General features: G+C 62.4%; 12 protein-coding genes. 6 read left to right on the top strand and 6 right to left on the bottom strand.

What is annotated here, in order from left to right:
* Nucleotides 1–120 precede the first annotated feature (120 nt).
* The 4 genes from ABH939_RS27560 to ABH939_RS27545 all read left to right on the top strand — a co-directional run bounded on the left by ABH939_RS27560 (nucleotide 121) and on the right by ABH939_RS27545 (nucleotide 7,574).
* Entirely contained in the window at nucleotides 121–4,014 is a 3,894-nt protein-coding gene (locus ABH939_RS27560) for a Pls/PosA family non-ribosomal peptide synthetase (protein WP_404650474.1), read from the top strand.
* Nucleotides 4,015–4,025: 11 nt separating this feature from the next.
* Complete coding sequence (locus ABH939_RS27555; protein WP_050655931.1) at nucleotides 4,026–5,327, top strand: M1 family metallopeptidase; 1,302 nt, start codon at nucleotides 4,026–4,028, stop codon at nucleotides 5,325–5,327.
* Nucleotides 5,328–5,475: 148 nt separating this feature from the next.
* Nucleotides 5,476–5,991 (top strand): DUF1449 family protein, encoded by a 516-nt coding sequence (locus ABH939_RS27550; protein ID WP_037129298.1) that lies wholly within the window; start codon nucleotides 5,476–5,478, stop codon nucleotides 5,989–5,991.
* 11 nt (nucleotides 5,992–6,002) lie between these two features.
* Complete coding sequence (locus ABH939_RS27545) at nucleotides 6,003–7,574, top strand: flotillin family protein (RefSeq protein ID WP_050655914.1); 1,572 nt, start codon at nucleotides 6,003–6,005, stop codon at nucleotides 7,572–7,574.
* 45 nt (nucleotides 7,575–7,619) lie between these two features.
* On the opposite strand, the gene ABH939_RS27540 is transcribed toward ABH939_RS27545, so the two are convergent.
* Nucleotides 7,620–8,894 (bottom strand): MFS transporter, encoded by a 1,275-nt coding sequence (locus tag ABH939_RS27540; RefSeq protein ID WP_218695582.1) that lies wholly within the window; start codon nucleotides 8,892–8,894, stop codon nucleotides 7,620–7,622.
* Nucleotides 8,894–9,538, bottom strand: coding sequence for a GntR family transcriptional regulator (locus ABH939_RS27535; protein ID WP_007727164.1), 645 nt, complete (start codon nucleotides 9,536–9,538; stop codon nucleotides 8,894–8,896). The genes ABH939_RS27540 and ABH939_RS27535 overlap by 1 nt, the downstream gene beginning before the upstream one ends.
* 175 nt (nucleotides 9,539–9,713) lie before the next feature.
* On the opposite strand from ABH939_RS27535, the gene ABH939_RS27530 reads away from it, so the two are divergent.
* On the top strand, nucleotides 9,714–10,835 hold the full coding sequence (locus ABH939_RS27530; RefSeq protein ID WP_007727167.1) for a GGDEF domain-containing protein: 1,122 nt from the start codon (nucleotides 9,714–9,716) through the stop codon (nucleotides 10,833–10,835).
* Between the two features lie 14 nt (nucleotides 10,836–10,849).
* Here the strand turns inward: ABH939_RS27530 and ABH939_RS27525 are convergent, their stop codons facing one another.
* From ABH939_RS27525 to ABH939_RS27510, 4 genes are all read right to left on the bottom strand, one after another.
* The gene (locus ABH939_RS27525) at nucleotides 10,850–11,647 is read right to left on the bottom strand and encodes an SDR family NAD(P)-dependent oxidoreductase (protein ID WP_058227989.1); all 798 of its coding nucleotides are present in this window, start codon (nucleotides 11,645–11,647) and stop codon (nucleotides 10,850–10,852) included.
* Between the two features lie 77 nt (nucleotides 11,648–11,724).
* The gene (locus ABH939_RS27520; protein ID WP_054828025.1) at nucleotides 11,725–12,423 is read right to left on the bottom strand and encodes a class F sortase; all 699 of its coding nucleotides are present in this window, start codon (nucleotides 12,421–12,423) and stop codon (nucleotides 11,725–11,727) included.
* Between the two features lie 130 nt (nucleotides 12,424–12,553).
* Nucleotides 12,554–13,981 carry a hypothetical protein gene (locus ABH939_RS27515; protein WP_338927268.1) on the bottom strand — a complete coding sequence of 476 codons (1,428 nt, stop codon included), beginning with the start codon at nucleotides 13,979–13,981 and terminating at the stop codon, nucleotides 12,554–12,556.
* 620 nt (nucleotides 13,982–14,601) lie between these two features.
* Entirely contained in the window at nucleotides 14,602–15,060 is a 459-nt protein-coding gene (locus ABH939_RS27510; protein WP_007727180.1) for a carboxymuconolactone decarboxylase family protein, read from the bottom strand.
* Nucleotides 15,061–15,110: 50 nt separating this feature from the next.
* Between ABH939_RS27510 and ABH939_RS27505 the strand changes: the two genes are divergently transcribed.
* The gene (locus tag ABH939_RS27505) at nucleotides 15,111–16,502 is read left to right on the top strand and encodes a PLP-dependent aminotransferase family protein (protein ID WP_063315177.1); all 1,392 of its coding nucleotides are present in this window, start codon (nucleotides 15,111–15,113) and stop codon (nucleotides 16,500–16,502) included.
* Nucleotides 16,503–16,854 lie beyond the last annotated feature (352 nt).

Raw genomic sequence — 16,854 nt, 5'->3', positions numbered from 1 at the left:
GGCACGTTCGGCATGTTGCATTAGGCATATCTGTTCACCAACTCGCAAACTTGTCATGAGACTTTCAACTCGACAGTTCGCAGGACTCTAAGTTTCGTGAGTAGAACAGGACCAACGGGTTTGCCACTCCAGTCGCAGTCGGAGACGGAACAATCTTTCGGGATTCCGTCCGTATTCCTACGGTCGGCGCATGCACCTGCGCCGCGCACGCTCATCGACATCGTGCGGGCCTCAGCCGAGGCCAACCCGGAAGCACCTGCCATCGACGACGGCGACACCACACTGTCGTACTCGGAGTTGCTCGACGAGATCGAGCTCGGTGCGCGCTGGCTCGGTGATGCCGGCGTCGGCGCAGGTGACCGCGTCGGAATCAGGATGCCGTCAGGTTCGCGTTCGCTGTACGTCGCGATCCTGTCGATCCTCGCGGCGGGCGCCGCCTACGTTCCCGTCGACGCCGACGATCCGGAAGAGCGCGCCGAGTTGGTGTTCGGCGAGGCGCAGGTAGCGGCGATCATCACCGGCGACGGAATCCAGCCGGGGACGGCGCCGAAGCGGCTCGAACATCCACCGGTTCGCGAACCCGAACCCGAGGACGACGCCTGGATCATCTTCACCTCAGGATCCACGGGCACCCCCAAGGGCGTCGCGGTCACTCACCTCAATGCCGCGGCGTTCGTCGACGCCGAGGCGCGCATGTTCCTCCAGGACGAGCCCATCGGGCCTGGTGACCGCGTCCTCGCGGGGCTGTCCGTGGCATTCGACGCGTCCTGCGAGGAGATGTGGCTCGCGTGGCGTCACGGCGCCTGCCTCGTCCCGGCGCCTCGTTCACTGGTTCGCAGCGGCATGGACCTCGGCCCGTGGCTGGTCTCGCGTGACGTCAGCATCGTCTCCACTGTGCCGACGCTTGCGTCTCTGTGGCCGGCCGAGGCCCTCGAAGCCGTTCGACTCCTGATCTTCGGCGGCGAAGCCTGCCCACCCGAACTGGCAGAGCGCCTGGCCGTCGAGGGCCGCGAGGTCTGGAACACTTACGGCCCCACCGAGGCAACCGTCGTCGCCTGCGGCGCACTGATGGACGGCAAGAGCCCCGTCAGCATCGGCCTCCCCCTCGACGGCTGGGACCTTGCCGTCGTCGACGCCCAGAGCAATCCCGTCGCGGTCGGTGAGGTGGGCGAGCTGGTGATCGGCGGCGTCGGCCTCGCCCGTTACCTCGATCCCGCGAAGGACGCCGAGAAGTACGCGTCGATGCCCTCGCTCGGGTGGGAACGCGCCTACCGAAGCGGCGACCTGGTCCGGCTCGAGACCACCGGCCTGATGTTCCAGGGCCGCGCGGACGATCAGGTCAAGCTCGGCGGCAGGCGCATCGAACTCGGTGAGGTCGACAACGCCTTGCAGAACCTGCCGGGCGTGAGCGGCGCTGCCGCAGCCGTGAAGAAGACTGCAGCCGGCAATCAACTCCTCGTCGGATACATCGCCAGCACGGATCCCGACTTCGATCTCAAGGCCGCTCATGCACTGCTCAGCGAGCAACTACCAGCGGCCCTCGTGCCGCGTCTGGCGTTGATGGACGAACTTCCGACGCGTACGTCAGGCAAGGTCGACCGCAATGCGCTGCCGTGGCCGTTGCCCGGCGCCGGTGAAGATGCGGGGGCCGCGTTGGGCCTCGACGGCACCGCTGCCTGGGTTGCCGGTCTGTGGGGTTCGATCCTGGGCGCGCAGATCACCGGACTCGACGACGACTTCTTCGAAGTGGGCGGCGGATCCCTCTCTGCGGCTCAGCTGGTAACCGCCCTGCGCGAGCGGTTCCCCGAAGTGACCGTCGCACAGCTCTACGACCACCCACGGTTGGGATCGCTCGCCGAATATCTCGACGAATTGGCACCCACCGAAACTGTGGAGCCGCGCATCGTCGCTCCGACACCCTTGAAGACTCAGCTCGCGCAGATCGCCGTCACCGTTCCGCTCACGACGCTCACCGGACTGCAGTGGGTGACGTGGCTGGCGATCGCGAACAACGTCCTCGGCTGGTTCGTCGACGTCAGCTGGGCGCCCACGGTCTCGTGGTGGTGGATCCTGTTGGCGTTCATCGTGTTCATCACGCCGATCGGCCGTATGACCATCGCCGTCGTCGGGGCGCGCCTGCTCCTACGCAAGTTGGAGCCAGGAACGTACCCGCGAGGTGGTAGTGAACACCTGCGTCTGTGGATAGCGCTCCGACTCACCGAAGCCAGTGGCGCAGAAAACCTTTCGGGCGCACCGTGGATGCTCTATTACGCCCGCGCCCTCGGCGCCGACATCGGCAGCGGCGTCGATCTCCACACACTTCCTCCCATCACCGGCATGCTCGAACTCGGTGACGGCTGCTCCGTCGAACCCGAAGTCGACCTCTCCGGCCACTGGATCGACGGCGACGTCATTCACATCGGCGAGATCAAGATCGGTGACGGCGCCTCCGTCGGTTCACGCTCGACGCTTCTGCCCGGCGCGCGTATCGGTCGGGACGCCGTCGTCGAACCCGGATCTGCGGTATTCGGCCGAGTGAAGGCAAACCAGCAGTGGGCCGGCTCCCCCGCCACCAAGGTCGGGAAAGCGAATCATCCTTGGCCGGCCGAACATCCGAAGCGCGCACCCGGCTGGGTGCCGGTATACGGCGTCACCTCGGTCTTCCTGGCCGGTATGCCGATCTTCGCTCTGATGGCCGGAATCGCCTTGATCGGTTGGTGGATCCGCGACACCGACACGCTCGCGAGTGCAGTGCTCCAATCGCTGATCATGCTTCCCGTCGCGACCATCCTGAGTTTGCTCGTCTTCGCAGTCGTCACCCTTGTGGCCGTTCGTCTTCTCTCGATCGGGCTGACCCCCGGCTACCACCCTGTCCGCAGCCGCATCGGCTGGCAGGTGTGGGCGACCGAACGCCTGCTCGACTCGGCCAGAACCTTCCTCTTCCCGCTCTACGCGAGCCTGCTGACACCGGGATGGCTCCGCCTTCTCGGCGCCAAGATCGGCAAGAACGTCGAAGCCTCCACCGTGCTTCTCCTTCCCAAGTTCACGACGGTCGCCGACGGCGCATTCCTCGCTGACGACACCATGGTTGCGAGCTACGGCCTCGGCGGCGGCTGGATGCACATCGAACAGGCGAAGATCGGCAAGCGCGCGTTCCTCGGCAACTCCGGTATGACCGCCCCCGGTCGACGCGTCCCCAAGAACGGTCTGGTGGCGGTTCTGTCGGCTACCCCGTCCAAGGCCAAGTCCGGATCATCGTGGCTGGGTAGTCCACCGGTACGTCTGAGAAGGGCTGCCGGAGACACCGACGCCGCCCGCACGTTCAATCCGCCCATGCGCCTCAAGATCGCCCGCGGAGTGGTCGAAACCTGCCGACTGATCCCCGTCATGGTCACGTTCGGCATCGGTCTCGGTGTTCTGTTTGCACTCGAAGCACTGGTCGGCGCAGTCGGATTCTGGTTCGCGGCTCTGCTGAGCGGCGTAATTCTGCTCGTCGCCGGAGCAGTGGCGGGCGCGATCACCATCGCCGCCAAGTGGATCGTCGTCGGACGCATCGCCAAGGTCGAGCATCCGCTGTGGAGTTCGTTCGTCTGGCGAAACGAGGTAGCCGACGCCTTCGTCGAGACCGTCGCGGCGCCGTGGTTCGCTCGCGCGGCGACTGGTACGGCCGTACTGAACATCTTCTTGCGTGGACTCGGGGCCAAGATCGGTAAGGGCGTTTGGTGTGAGTCGTACTGGCTACCCGAGGCAGATCTTGTGACTTTGGGCGACGGAGCGACAGTGGAACGGGGGTGCGTCGTGCAAACTCATCTCTTCCATGATCGGATCATGTCCATGGACACCGTCACTTTGGGAGCAGGAGCAACGCTGGGACCGCACTGTGTCGCGCTACCCGCAGCCGGCATCGGCGCGGGAGCGACGGTAGGGCCTGCATCTCTGGTGATGCGGGGTGACACCGTTCCGCCCTCCACCCGCTGGCAGGGCAACCCGATTGCACCGTGGGTGGCGTCGTGAAGCCGAACCGAATGCTCGAGGAGCCGATCGATCCGTACCTGCCGCTCAACGGCAACCGCGGGTACCGCGTGTCCCGGTACGAACTGGAACTGACGTACAAGGTCTTCAGCAACCGTCTCGCCGGCAAAGCTGTCATCACCGCTGTCACCACCGAGAGCCGATCCAAGTTCAGCTTCGACCTCGCGCAGAACCTGCAGGTGTCCAAGGTGTCCGTCAACGGTGCCCGCGGCACCAAGTACGCGCACTTGAACAACAAGCTGATCCTCACGCCGTCTACCAAGATCCCCGCGGGCGGTGCCCTGTCGGTCACCATCGCGTACAGCGGCAACCCCGAGCCGATCAAGAGCCTGTGGGGCGAAGTCGGCTGGGAGGAACTCGACGAAGGAACTTTGGTCGCAAGTCAGCCCAACGGCGCGGCGTCCTGGTTCCCGTGCGACGACCATCCGATTTCCAAAGCGTCGTACCGAATCTCGATCACCACCGATTCCCCGTTCTATGCCCTCGCCAACGGCAAGCTGATCCGCAAGCAGACCCGTGCGAGTCAGACGACGTGGGTCTACGAGCAGACCGAACCGATGGCAACCTACCTGGCAACCATTCAGATCGGTCAGTACGAGCACCGACAAGTGAGCGCCGGGCCGGTACCGGTCTTCGCCGTTCACCCACCTCGGCTGCGAGCAGCGTTCGACGTCGACTTCGGGCGCCAACCCCAGATGTTGGAGGTCTTCGGAAAGCTGTTCGGACCGTATCCCTTTGCCGACTACACCGCTGTGGTCACCGACGACGAACTCGAAATCCCCATCGAAGCGCAGGGACTCTCGATCTTCGGAGCCAACCATTGCACGGGCAGGCGCGGTTCCGAACGTCTTGTCGCACACGAGCTTGCCCATCAATGGTTCGGCAACAGCCTCACTCTCGGGCAGTGGTGCGACATCTGGCTGCACGAAGGCTTTGCCTGTTACGCGGAGTGGATCTGGTCCGAGAATTCCGGTGGCCCGTCCTCGAACCAACTCGCGACAAACGCCTATCAAGGGCTCGGGCGTAAATCTCAGGACTTGATCGTCGCCAATCCCGGTCCTGCCCTGATGTTCGACGATCGAATCTACAAGCGGGGCGCATTGACTCTGCACGCCCTGCGCGGCGTTCTCGGAGACGAGAAGTTCTTCGAACTGATCCGTCAGTGGACCACGAAGCATCGGCACAGCACGGTCAGTACCGAGCAATTCACCGATCTCGCTTCACGTTTCACCGACACTCCATTGCGCCCACTGTGGGATGCATGGCTGAATCAGCGCTCTCTGCCTCGTCTCTGACGCTCTCTCACCGCGATATCACCACGCCGAAACATTCCGAATGCGCCGATTATCTTTGTCTTACCTTTACTATAGAGGTGGGCCGAGGGACGACCCCGACAACACAATTCTCAGGGCACGCTTCCTCGACAGGTAGATCGGGGGATCGATGTTCGTTGTATTCACAATATGTTTCGTGATCGGGGTCGTGGCCCTGGTCGGAGCCTTTGCCGTCGGCGAGGTTGCAGATCTGGGCGGCGGCCACGCAGACGGGCTGCCATTTCTGAGCCTGACAACCTTGGCCACAGCACTTTTCGGCTTCGGCGCCGGCGGCGTAGCTGCCACTCTCGCGGACGCTCCGACATTGGTAGCGGCGATTGCAGCACTCGCACTCGCCGCCGTTCTCGTTGTCGTCACGCGCGGCCTACTTCTCCCCTATCTCCTTGAACAACAAGATAATTCGCACATCGGACGAGCTTCGTACTCCGGGCTGTTGGGCACGGTCACTCTCACCATTGCAGCCGAAGGTTGGGGAGAAGTCTCGTTCGTCGACGCCGAAGGCAATCGCGTGCAGGCCAAGGCCGTCAGTGCACAGCCGATGGCGCTCACCACCGGCACCACCGTCTACATCGCCGATGTAGACGATCAATACCTTCACGTCGTCACGGTTGACGACGCGATCTAAGGACTCGATACATGCTGCCAATCATCATCATTGCGGTTGTAGTCGCAGTAATCATCTTCATCGTTCTCCCCGCGATCTACGTGAAGAACTACGTCAAGGTCCCGCCGAACGAAGTGGCGGTCTTCACCGGACGAGGCAAGCCGAAAGTCGTCCGCGGCGGAGCCCGGTTCAAGATTCCGGGAATCGAACGCGTCGACATCATGTCGCTCGAGCCGTTCAACGTCAGCATCAATCTCAAGAATGCGCTCTCCAACGACGGTGTTCCGGTCAACGTCGAGGCAGTCGGCCTGGTACGAATCGGTTCCGCGGACGAAGCGGTTCAGACAGCGGTGCAACGATTCCTGACCTCCGACCTGGACGAACTCCAGCAGCAGATCAACGAAATCCTCGCCGGCAGCCTGCGCGGAATCACCGCGACCATGACGGTCGAGGATCTGAACTCCAACCGCGATTCGCTCGCGCGCAGCGTGGTCGAGGAGGCAGGCGGCGACCTCGCCCGCATCGGCATGGAAGTCGATGTCATCAAGATCGCGGGAATCTCCGACTTCAACGGCTATCTCGAATCGCTCGGTCAGCGCCGCATCGCCGAGGTCAAACGTGATGCCGCGATCGGAACTGCTGAAGCAGAGCGTGATTCGCAGATCCAGTCGGCAAAGGCGCGACAGGCAGGCTCCGTCGCACAGGCCGAGGCCGACACTGCGATCGCGAGTGCAAATCAGAAGCGCGACGTCGAACTCGCTCGCCTTCGAGCACAGACCGAAGCCGAGAATGCCGAAGCCGACCAGGCCGGACCACTCGCGCAGGCAACGGCCGAGAAGGCCGTCGGAATCGCACGTGAGCAGGCCGAGGCGGCCCGCGTCGAAGCTCGCACCGAGGTCGAGCGTCGTCGCGCCCAGCAATCGGAAGCGGCATTGCAGGCAGATGTCATTGCACCGGCCGAGGCCGAACGCCAAGCCTCCATCGCACGCGCAGAGGGTGAGCGACAGGCCGCGATCCTCCGCGCCCAGGCACAGGCCGAGTCAGCAAGGCAGGCCGGCGGGGCTCAGGCCGATGCACGAAAGCTCGTCGCCGACGCTGTTCGCTCCGAGCAGCAGGCTGATGCCGACGGCCTTCGAGCACGTCTGGAAGCCGAAGCTGACGGCCGCAAGGTAGCGGCCGACGCCGTTCGCGCCGAACAGCAGGCCGAAGCGGATGGTTTGCGCGCCAAGCTCGAAGCCGAAGCTGCCGGTAAGCGTCAGATCGCCGAGGCGCTCAATTCCTACACCCCGCAGGCCGCGCAGTTGCTCACTCTGCCTGACGTTCTGGCAGCACTGGTCGACGCCACCGCAGCAGCAGCGAAGCCGGTCGGCGACATCGATCGGATCTCCATCGTCGGCGGAAGCGACGGGGCGCAGGGTTCGATCGGCTCGATCCTGGGAATCAGTCCCCAGGTGATTGCCGGTGTCATCGAAACTCTCGAAAGCTCAGGCGTCGATATCACCGGTTTGCTCAACGGCCTGAACAAGACCGCATCGGTTCCGGCTGGTTCGGTACACAATTCGGTCCACAATTCGGAAAACGGTTCCGCAACTGTAGACGCGTGATTTCGCCCCGGTCCGCCGACTCTCGCAGGGGTCGGCGGGCCGGCTTCACGCGCTCGGAAGATGTGAACGCGACTTGAAGAGAATCAGAATCAAGCAGGCAGCGGCGGCGGCTGATCCGAACAGAAGAGTCACCGTGTAGCTCAGCGCCGGAATGCTTTCCGACAGCATCGCCAGCAACGCAGGCACAGCAAAACCGATGTAGGTGATCGAGTAGAACACCGCGGTCAGTCCTGCCAGATCGTCCGGCCCCGCGATTCGCTGGATCTCCAGCAACCCGGAAACCAATGCCATGCCGTACCCGCAACCGAGGATCGCTGCAGCCACGATCGCGATCGCCACGGTCAGCGTCGACGCAACCAGAGCAGCGCCGGCCATACCGACCACCAGAAACACCAGAGCCACAACGGCGCCACGAGCACTGCGGTCGGTGTCGATCTTGCGCCCCAACGACTGAATCGCGAATCCGCATGTCAGCGCGACCATGCACAGCAGAGCCGAAAAGGCCACGGGCGCATCGCCACTGTGCCCGGTCATGAGCGCCGGAATAACTGCATACGCGACACTGGCGGCACCGAACACCCACGGCGCCAACGGAACGACGACGTAGAGGAATCTGGGGTGACCTGCCGAGGGGATCTTGAGGTCGTCGATCAACCTGCGACGGTCGGATTTCGCCTGTGCCGGTCGTGTTTCGGGCGCACGCCACAGCGCCATGGCGGCGAGGACGGTGATCGCGATGTGCAACACGTACGCCAACACACTCGGCATGGGCGCCCACTGCGCCAAGATTCCCGCAGCACCCGCTCCCAAGGCGAAGCCCGCGGTCAGACTCATCGCTGCTCGCCGAGCACCTGCGCCTTCCGACGCCGTCGGGTCCCAAGGTTGCGTGGACAACTCCTTGACCCAGGAGCCGCCGACGGCCATACCGATCCCCAAGGCAATGCCACAGAGGATTCTTCCCAGGATGAGAGCAGCGGCGGAGTCCGCCCCGAAAGCGAGCAGCGTCGAACCGGCGATCGCGATGATCGGCGCGGGGAGCATGATCGGGCGTCGACCCAATCGATCGGACAGCGGGCCGCCGAGCAGCAGGGCCGGCACAATTCCGACGACGTAGGCGAAGAGGAAGAAATCGACCATCACCGGCGAATAGCCGTGGTCGAGTCGGTACATCACCAGCAGTGGGGTGAATTCGTTTCCGCCCCAGGCAGCGGCGAACATACTGGCGGCAACGGTCAGCCACAGCCACTTTCCGCCGGAGAGGCGTTCACCCTCGAGACGAGTTTCGGCCGCGGTCCCAGCGCCGATCGTTTGGGTGCTCATCACAGAGTTCCTTCGAAGCCGAGGCCGTGGACCTGGCGCATGTGTGTGAGGACGGCAGTGTTGTATCCGTCGGCATCGCCTGTGTCGACGAGGTCGGTAAGCGCGGTGTGATCGGCAAGGATGCGCGAGAGTTGGCCGGGGTCGCGTGAGATCGACCGGGCTGTCATCCGTCGTTGCCTGTCGCGCAGACTCGCGTAGAACGAGTCGAGCAAAGGGTTCCCGCCGGCGGCAACGATCATCTTGTGGAAGTCTGCATCGATTGCGCTGAACGCGGCCACGTCCCCGCGATCAGCAATCTCACGTTGCTCGATCAGATTCGCGCGCAACGCTGCGACAAGCGCTTCCCGTGCGTGCGGTCGGACCGACACCACTCGAACGCTCTGAGTCTCGACGAGCTGTCTGGCACTGACTACGTGTTCCGCTTCCCCATCCGCGACCGGGACGATCAGCGCCCCCTTCTTCGGATAGAGGCGCATCCAACCTTCCGACTCGAGACGCAGAAACGCCTCACGCACCGGCGTTCGGCTCACATTGGTCCGTGCAGCGATGTCACCCTCACTGATCAGCTCCCCGCCGGCGAGCTCGCCGGAAAGGATCAGCTCCTTGACTTCGCGGAAGACGGTTTCGGAAGCGGAATACAACATAGACACAAGATGTATTTATACTCCACGCTGGCGCAACGCAGACATCCGGGTCGCCGATCCGAACATCTCGGTCCGATGCGGCATCGATCCAGTTAGCATTGCAAGGTGCCAGACAGAAGAGGAATCAGTTCGCGATGAATGGCGCACGCTCCAGCCTTCGAGGACTGATGCACTCATGACATCGCAGATGAAGTCGATGAGGACGTTGACCCGCGAGTGGTTGATTCTTCCCGATCAATACGACCGCTTCACTCGCTATCTCCGCGACAACGGCCTCACGACCGCCACCCGGCTATTACTTGGCATCATTGTCATCGGACTGGGAGTGTGCGCACTACTGAACAGATTCAGCCCTGCCGGTCCGACAAGCACGATTGCGTTGTTCTTCAATACTGTTGTCGTGATCTCGTGCTTCGTAGTCGGAGTCTCATGGTGGGTCTTCGGCCCCACAAAGCGTCGCTCGTTCGGTTTCGTGGTCTTCTGCGACATCGCGGTCACGATCTCCGTCGTTGGAGATTCCTCCCAGCTCGCACGATTGCTCACCTGTGTCATTTTTGCTCTGGTCGGCATCTACATCGCCTACTTCCACAACCCGAAGTTGCAGATCGCGCACATAGCTTTTTCGCTTCTTGTGATCGCGGTGGCTGCGCAGCCAATTCTGTTCGGGCCGGATCGCGATCCAGCCCTTGGTGTTTCGAAAGTACTGGTCGTCATCACCGCGTTGGTAGTCTGCGCATTCATCTCGCAGATCGTGCTGACGATGCTCAGCATGGATGCTTCCAGTTCCGACCTCGATCCTCTCACCGGCCTCTTGAACCGTCGTGGCCTCGACCGCCACGTCGAGAAGGTACTCGAGGGGTTCCAGCGTCAAGAATCTGCGGCACTACTCGTGATCGCGATCGACATCGACCGGTTCAAGACGATCAACGACGTGCACGGACACGACGTCGGCGATCGCATCATTCTCCGGGTATCGCAGCGGTTATCCGCCTGGGCACACGCCGATGCTGTCGTCGCGCGGATCGGCGGCGACGAATTCATCCTCGTCCAAAGACTTTCTGTGCCAGCCATCGGACCGATGCTCAACTCGATCGGACCGGCAATGCACTCGAATACCGACGAGATACCATCGACGTCGAGCGTCGGAATCGCCGTGCGTACCCACAAATTCGTCGCCGGAGAAGACCGCGCAGCAGCGTTCACGGACATGCAGAAAGTCGCCGATTCGGCGATGTACGAAAGCAAGAGACTCGGCGGCGGACGCGTTCACACGATCGTCACCACCGCCGGCAGGTAGCAGTACGCACAATTTCAGTAGTAGACCGGCCCCGGCACTCCTCCACCCGCTGCCACCGCGTCACCGGTGATCGCGATGCTTCGCGGCGATGCCAGGAAGGTCACGACGTCGGCTACTTCTTCGGCATCGATGATCCGATGTATCGAGTTCGTCGCGATACCACGCTCCACCTCTGCCTGCGAGCGGCCGGATTCTTCCGACTCGCGCGTAATCCGTGCGGTCAACCTCTCGGTCCGCGTCACGCCCGGATGGACGACGGTGACGTTGATTCCCTTGGGGCCCAGCTCGTCTGCAAGATTCTTGGTCAGCGCAGACACACTGACGTTGCGGATCGTGTGGGCGATCGAAGTGGCCTGTCTGGCACCCAAACCGCTGATGTTGATGATCCGACCCCAACCCTGATCGATCAGATACGGCGCTACAGCACGCGCAGTGCGCAGGTAGCCGAGCACTTTCACTTCGACTTCGTCTCGCACGACGTCGTCTGTGGTCGCCTCGAAATCCGTCGGCTTTCCGGCGCTGAACGGAGTCGCTGCCGAATTGACCAGAATGTCGACACCGCCGAACTCCTTTACCACTTGCCGCACCGACGCCTGAACCGCGTCGTCGTCTCGCGTATCCGTCACGACTCCGATCGCACGAATTCCGAACTCCGAAACCAAATCTCGTGCAACGCTTACGACGGTTCGCTCAGTGCGCGCGAGTATCGCGATGTCGACCCCTTCAGCGGCCAGACCTCTGGCGATTGCCAGACCGATCCCCTTGCTACCACCGGCAACGATCGCACGCTTTCCAGACAAGTGAAGATCCATACCTGCGACACTATCCAACAGGCGGTCCCCGATCTCTACGAAGAGGGATCGGGGACCGTCGGAATCATTCCTGTGTCTCAGACCATCAGATCCGCGTACAGGTAGACGTTGTCGGCGTAGTTGCCCACACCGTCCTCGAATTGCAGTTCGCCGCCGCAGGTTACGACTGCCAACTTACGAGGGCCTTCCGGGCCGGCCAGCACGCTTTCCTCCACACCATCGGCCTTCGGGCGCGTCGTCACCGCAGTCACCTTCCACGACGTGCTCTTACCCGTCGCGTCGGATGTACGGATCACTTCACCCGGCTCGATCGTGCCCAGGTCGAACAGCGCGCCGTTACCCTGGCCGGTCAGATTGACGTGTCCGGCAATCAAGGTCGTGCCGGTGGCGGAATCGAGAGATGCACCGTCGAGCCAGATTCCGACGTTCTTGACGTTCTCCGGCGGAGTGAGAACTCCTTCCGGCACGGTGGCGTCCACGATCGGCGCCTGAACACCGACCGGGTCGAGCGAAAGGATGTTGGGAGTCATCAACGCATCCGTAGGCGTTGCCGGATTCGCGGAGTGCGACATGACAACTCCCGGACTCGGCGGGATCGCAGCATCGTCATCGGAGGATCGCAGGCCGACGAAGGCCATGGAAGCACCGGCGACCAACACCGCGATGAGAGCCAGAATGAACGCGACACGACGCCCTTTGCCTGGACTCGCGGGCTGATCGTGGTTGGGATCGTCGTATGGATTGGATGGATTGGGATCCGACTCGTACATGGTCATCGAACTGTCTCCTGCGGGATGAGGCGCCCCCCGGCACCTCGTGCGAATTGACGCCCCCTGCGTCTGATCAATGTCGGCACCGATCACACGAAGCGTGATCGGTGCCGACGTCTACTACACGTGCCTGGTGTCAGGATCGCTTGCGGCGGAGAGCAACTGCTCCGGCAGCAGCCATTCCGACAAGCCCGAGGCCCGTCACTGCGACGGCGACGTTGCGGCCTGAATTCTGTTCAGCAGCACCACCGTCGATGGCAACCGGGCGGGGGCCAGTGGCCGGCTTCGGAGCCGACGGCGCCGGAGTTGCGGGAGTTGCAACCGGCTGCGACGGAACAGGTGCACCCGGAACTACAGGCACAATCGGCACGATGGGCACGATCGGAACGACCGGGGTTGCAGGCGTCGTGGTGGCCGGTGTGGTCGTTGCCGGTGTGGTTGTTGCCGGCGTGCTCGTTGCCGGTGTCGTCGTGGGTGCTGCTGCATATCCGACGCTGGCAGATGCATTCATCGAAGCCGGCCGAACGGTGTCGAACGACGCGAAGATCTGGCACTGTGCGCCTGCCGTGTTCCAGTGCAGGTTCTCGACCGAATCCGGAATGACGCTTGCAGTCACCGAGTAGTCCCCGCCGGCCGCAGCGGTGAGGCAAAGATCAACAGCAGTCGGTGCGTCGCCGCGGCCGTCGACCGTCAGTTGGTTTGCAGTCAACGTCGCCTTGGCGTTGTCACCACAGACGGTCAGTTCGGTGCCCGCCGAGGACTGAACAGTGATCGGCTTCCGGTACATATTCGTATTCAGGGTGAAAACGGCAGTCTCGCCGGCCTTCAGAGTCCCCGTCGCGGGTGTCTTGCGAACGAGGTCGAGCGTCTGCGTGACGTTCATGATCTCGACGATGCGAGCTCGCTCGTCGTCTCCGATGTTCCTGTCGCACAGGCTTTTGAAATCGGCCATCAGCGGATTGTCGTAGTCCGAGACACACCACACAAGCGTCTGCCGCGCCGAACGTGCATCCTCGCTGCCATTTCCCGAAACGACACCGTCGAGTTTGGCGGGATTCTGCAGCAACCAACTGATGACAGCGAGATCGTCGGCTGACAGATCGGGATTGCCCGAAGACGGCACCGTCGCACCCATCTCGTCGTTGTGCTTGTCAACCGGCAAACCGTTCTCGTCGACACCGGCACACGGATCGAGATCGAAGTCCGTGCAGTACATCCATTCCGACTTCGCAATTCCGTCGACGTCGCGGACACCGCAGACCGGAGCATCCACCGCGGCCGAGGTACCCCGATCGGTGGTGCCGTACATCGGCACGATGTTGCCGTCGTTGTAGTGATCCAGCCGAATGCCGGAGATGTCGAGCATCTGCTCCGAGGGCGTGTACTCGGTGCCCTCACACAACCCGGCGGTGAACGCCGGAGCGGCCGCGGTTCGCACCGGCATCGGCGCGGACACAGCTGGTGATGCAAAAGCGACGCTACTACCGGCCACCGTTACGGCAATAGCTGCAGTTAGCGAGAGCCGGAGAACAAGCGGCCTACGCCGTGAACCAGACACAGTCATCAAAGCTTCCCTTTCAAGACATTTCGGTAGCGGGACGGTTGCCTGGATTCCCAATACCACGCCACCCAGCGCTCACTTCCGAGAGGATCAGCCGATCACTTTTGGCAATCAGCCAGTTACTGAATGGCAATGTAGTGCATGTTTCAAGAAAGATCACCCAATCGTCGAGCACCCAGGGCGCAGCTTGGACATTCGGATGACGAGTTAGCCATGAAGGTGACTGAACCTTTGTCCAACCGCACAACAATCGCGATCCCCCCAAAATCTGCTCATCCAACCGCGACGTTCCCGACATTTCGCCAACGCTAGCCAGTCGGTAACTTGGACATTCTGGGGAAACTCACAGGAAGGGGCGTTTTCAGCTCGCGCGCAAAAGAAGGGGCCCGCTATGCGGACCCCTTCGCCGGAAACTTCCGATCGAGACTGCTTTGTCGGGATTCGGGCAACTTGTAGATGCTCCAGAACAATCTCCACTCACATTATGTGATTTGCCTCACATTCAAAGAATCTGTTGGTTTTGTTCACACCCTGAACCAATCTTTTGGTCCTCTTTGCGGCGATTAACCAGATCTCCGACGGCGGAACCCTGCCCTGCCGGAGAGCGGAGCACGAGCCTCGGATCAGTCTCGGACCGGAGGCGCCTTCCTCGTGGTAACCGCAATGCGATTCCACGCATTGATCGTCAAAATGACGCTGATGAGCTGAGCCAGTTCCACGTCCGAGAATTCGCCGGCAGCCTCGCTGTACACCTCGTCCGGAACGAAACCGTCGGTGAGGACTGTCACGGCCTCGGTCAAGGCGAGCGCGGCACGTTCACGATCGGAGTACATCCCTCGCGCTTCTTCCCACGCGTTCAGTAGGTAGAGCTTCTGCTCCGTCACGCCGACCTTTCGGGCGTCGCGAGTGTGCATGTCCAGGCACCATGCGCAATGATTCAGCTGCGACGCACGCGTGAGGACCAGCTCGACGAGCGTCGGCTCCAGCCCCTTGCGTGCAGCGGCATCCAACGCAATCATCGCCTTGTAGACCTCGGGCGCCAGCTTTGCGATATCCAGTCTTTGTCCTGTTGCTGTAGTCATAACTCAAACGGTAATCCCGGAAAGACCCGGAAACATGGTTCAATCCGGTGGTGAATTCGTGGGCCAATCTTGGGTTCGATCTACATATCGAGCTGCCACAGGGAATCGGGGTTCGCGCTGCACTGCTTCAGACCCTTCGCGACGCGATCGACAGTGGACTGCTGAAGCCCGGCACCAGACTCCCACCTTCCCGCACCCTCGCGCTCGACCTCGGAGTTGCCCGAAACACCGTTGCGGACTGCTATGCCGAACTCGCCGCAGCTGGGTGGCTTGTCACACGGCCTGGTTCCGGGACCCTGGTCGCCACGCTCGCCAGCACACACACCCGCGAGGTCGAGCCGTCACCGACTCGACGACGCTGGACCTACAGCCTTCTCCCTGGATCGCCCGACGCGTCGGCGTTTCCCCGCGCTGCATGGATTTCGTCCGCCAGACGTGCTTTGACCACCGCGCCGACCGACGCGTTCGCGACTACTGATCCCAGAGGCCGAGCCGAACTCCGAAACGCCCTCACCACATACCTGAGCCGCACCAGAGGCGTTCGCGTCGATCCGAACTGCATTGTGATCAGTGCCAGCTCGGGTCACGGGATCTCCCTCCTTGCCCGCGCACTCGGAGGAACGATTGCGGTCGACGCTTTCTGCCTTCACCTGCACCGGCAGTTGCTCGCCGACGAAGGGCTGCTGACAGTTCCCATATCGGTTGACGAATCAGGCACTTGCACAGACGAATTGGCGTCTACATCTGCTGAGAGTGTTCTGCTGACGCCGACCCATCAGTTCCCTCTCGGCGGTCCCCTCACACCGGCGAGGCGCGCGACCGCTCTCGAATGGGCCACGACTACGGGTGGCGTCATCATCGAGGACGACTACGACGGCGAATTCCGTTACGACAGAAAACCTGTCGGTGCACTCCAAGGAATCGCACCGCAGCACGTTGCGTACCTGGGCACTGTCAGCAAGACACTGTCGCCGGCCATTCGCATCGGATGGATGGTGTTGCCGGACAGGCTGATCGAACCTGTCCTCGCAACAAAGGGACCCTACGAACGCTGGGTAAGTTCAACGGATCAATTGACCTTGGCGGACTTCATCGAATCCGGAAGATTCGACAGCCATATTCGAAAGATGCGCACCTCGTACCGACGACGACGCGATCAACTGGTTGCGACACTTGCGCAGCAAGTACCCCAGGTCAGGGTCGGGGGGATCTCCGCGGGACTTCACGCTGTGATCCGTCTGCCCTCCGGCACCGAACAATCTGTTCTTGCAGCGGCCCGGGCGCGCGATCTCGGGCTCGAAGGGCTTTCGGTCTTCCGACATCCCGACGTGTCGTCAGTCGGCGGTGACGGCATCGTCGTCGGCTACAGCACGCCGACGCAGTCGCAGTACTCGAGGACGCTGGACGTGCTCTGCGAGGTGCTGCAGGCGGCTCTGCGATAGCGCCTGTCGGATCTGCGCATCCGCTCACCTGCCCTGCCCTGCCCTGCCCTGATGGAGTGAACGTACCGTTCCCCTCGCCTAAGAGGGTGAGCGTGTCGTTCACTCGATCCCGGGCGGGGTGGTGAGCCCGCTGTGCTCCCGCCCCTGATGGTGTGAACGGTGCGTTGGGTCGATCTGAGGCGACGAACGTGCCGTTCGCTCGAAGTCGGGGGGTGTTTCGGGGGGTGTTTTGGGTACGAGAAAGCCCCCCAACCAGTACTGGTTGGGGGGCTTCTCTAATGTGTGTTCGGCGGTGTCCTACTCTCCCACACCCTGTCGAGTGCAGTACCATCGGCGCTGAAGGGCTTAGCTT

The organism is Rhodococcus sp. 27YEA6 (assembly GCF_044908235.1).
Classification (GTDB): domain Bacteria; phylum Actinomycetota; class Actinomycetes; order Mycobacteriales; family Mycobacteriaceae; genus Rhodococcus_F; species Rhodococcus_F qingshengii.
Note: the sequence above shows the minus strand (reverse complement) of the source record. Positions and strands in the feature narration are given on the sequence as shown.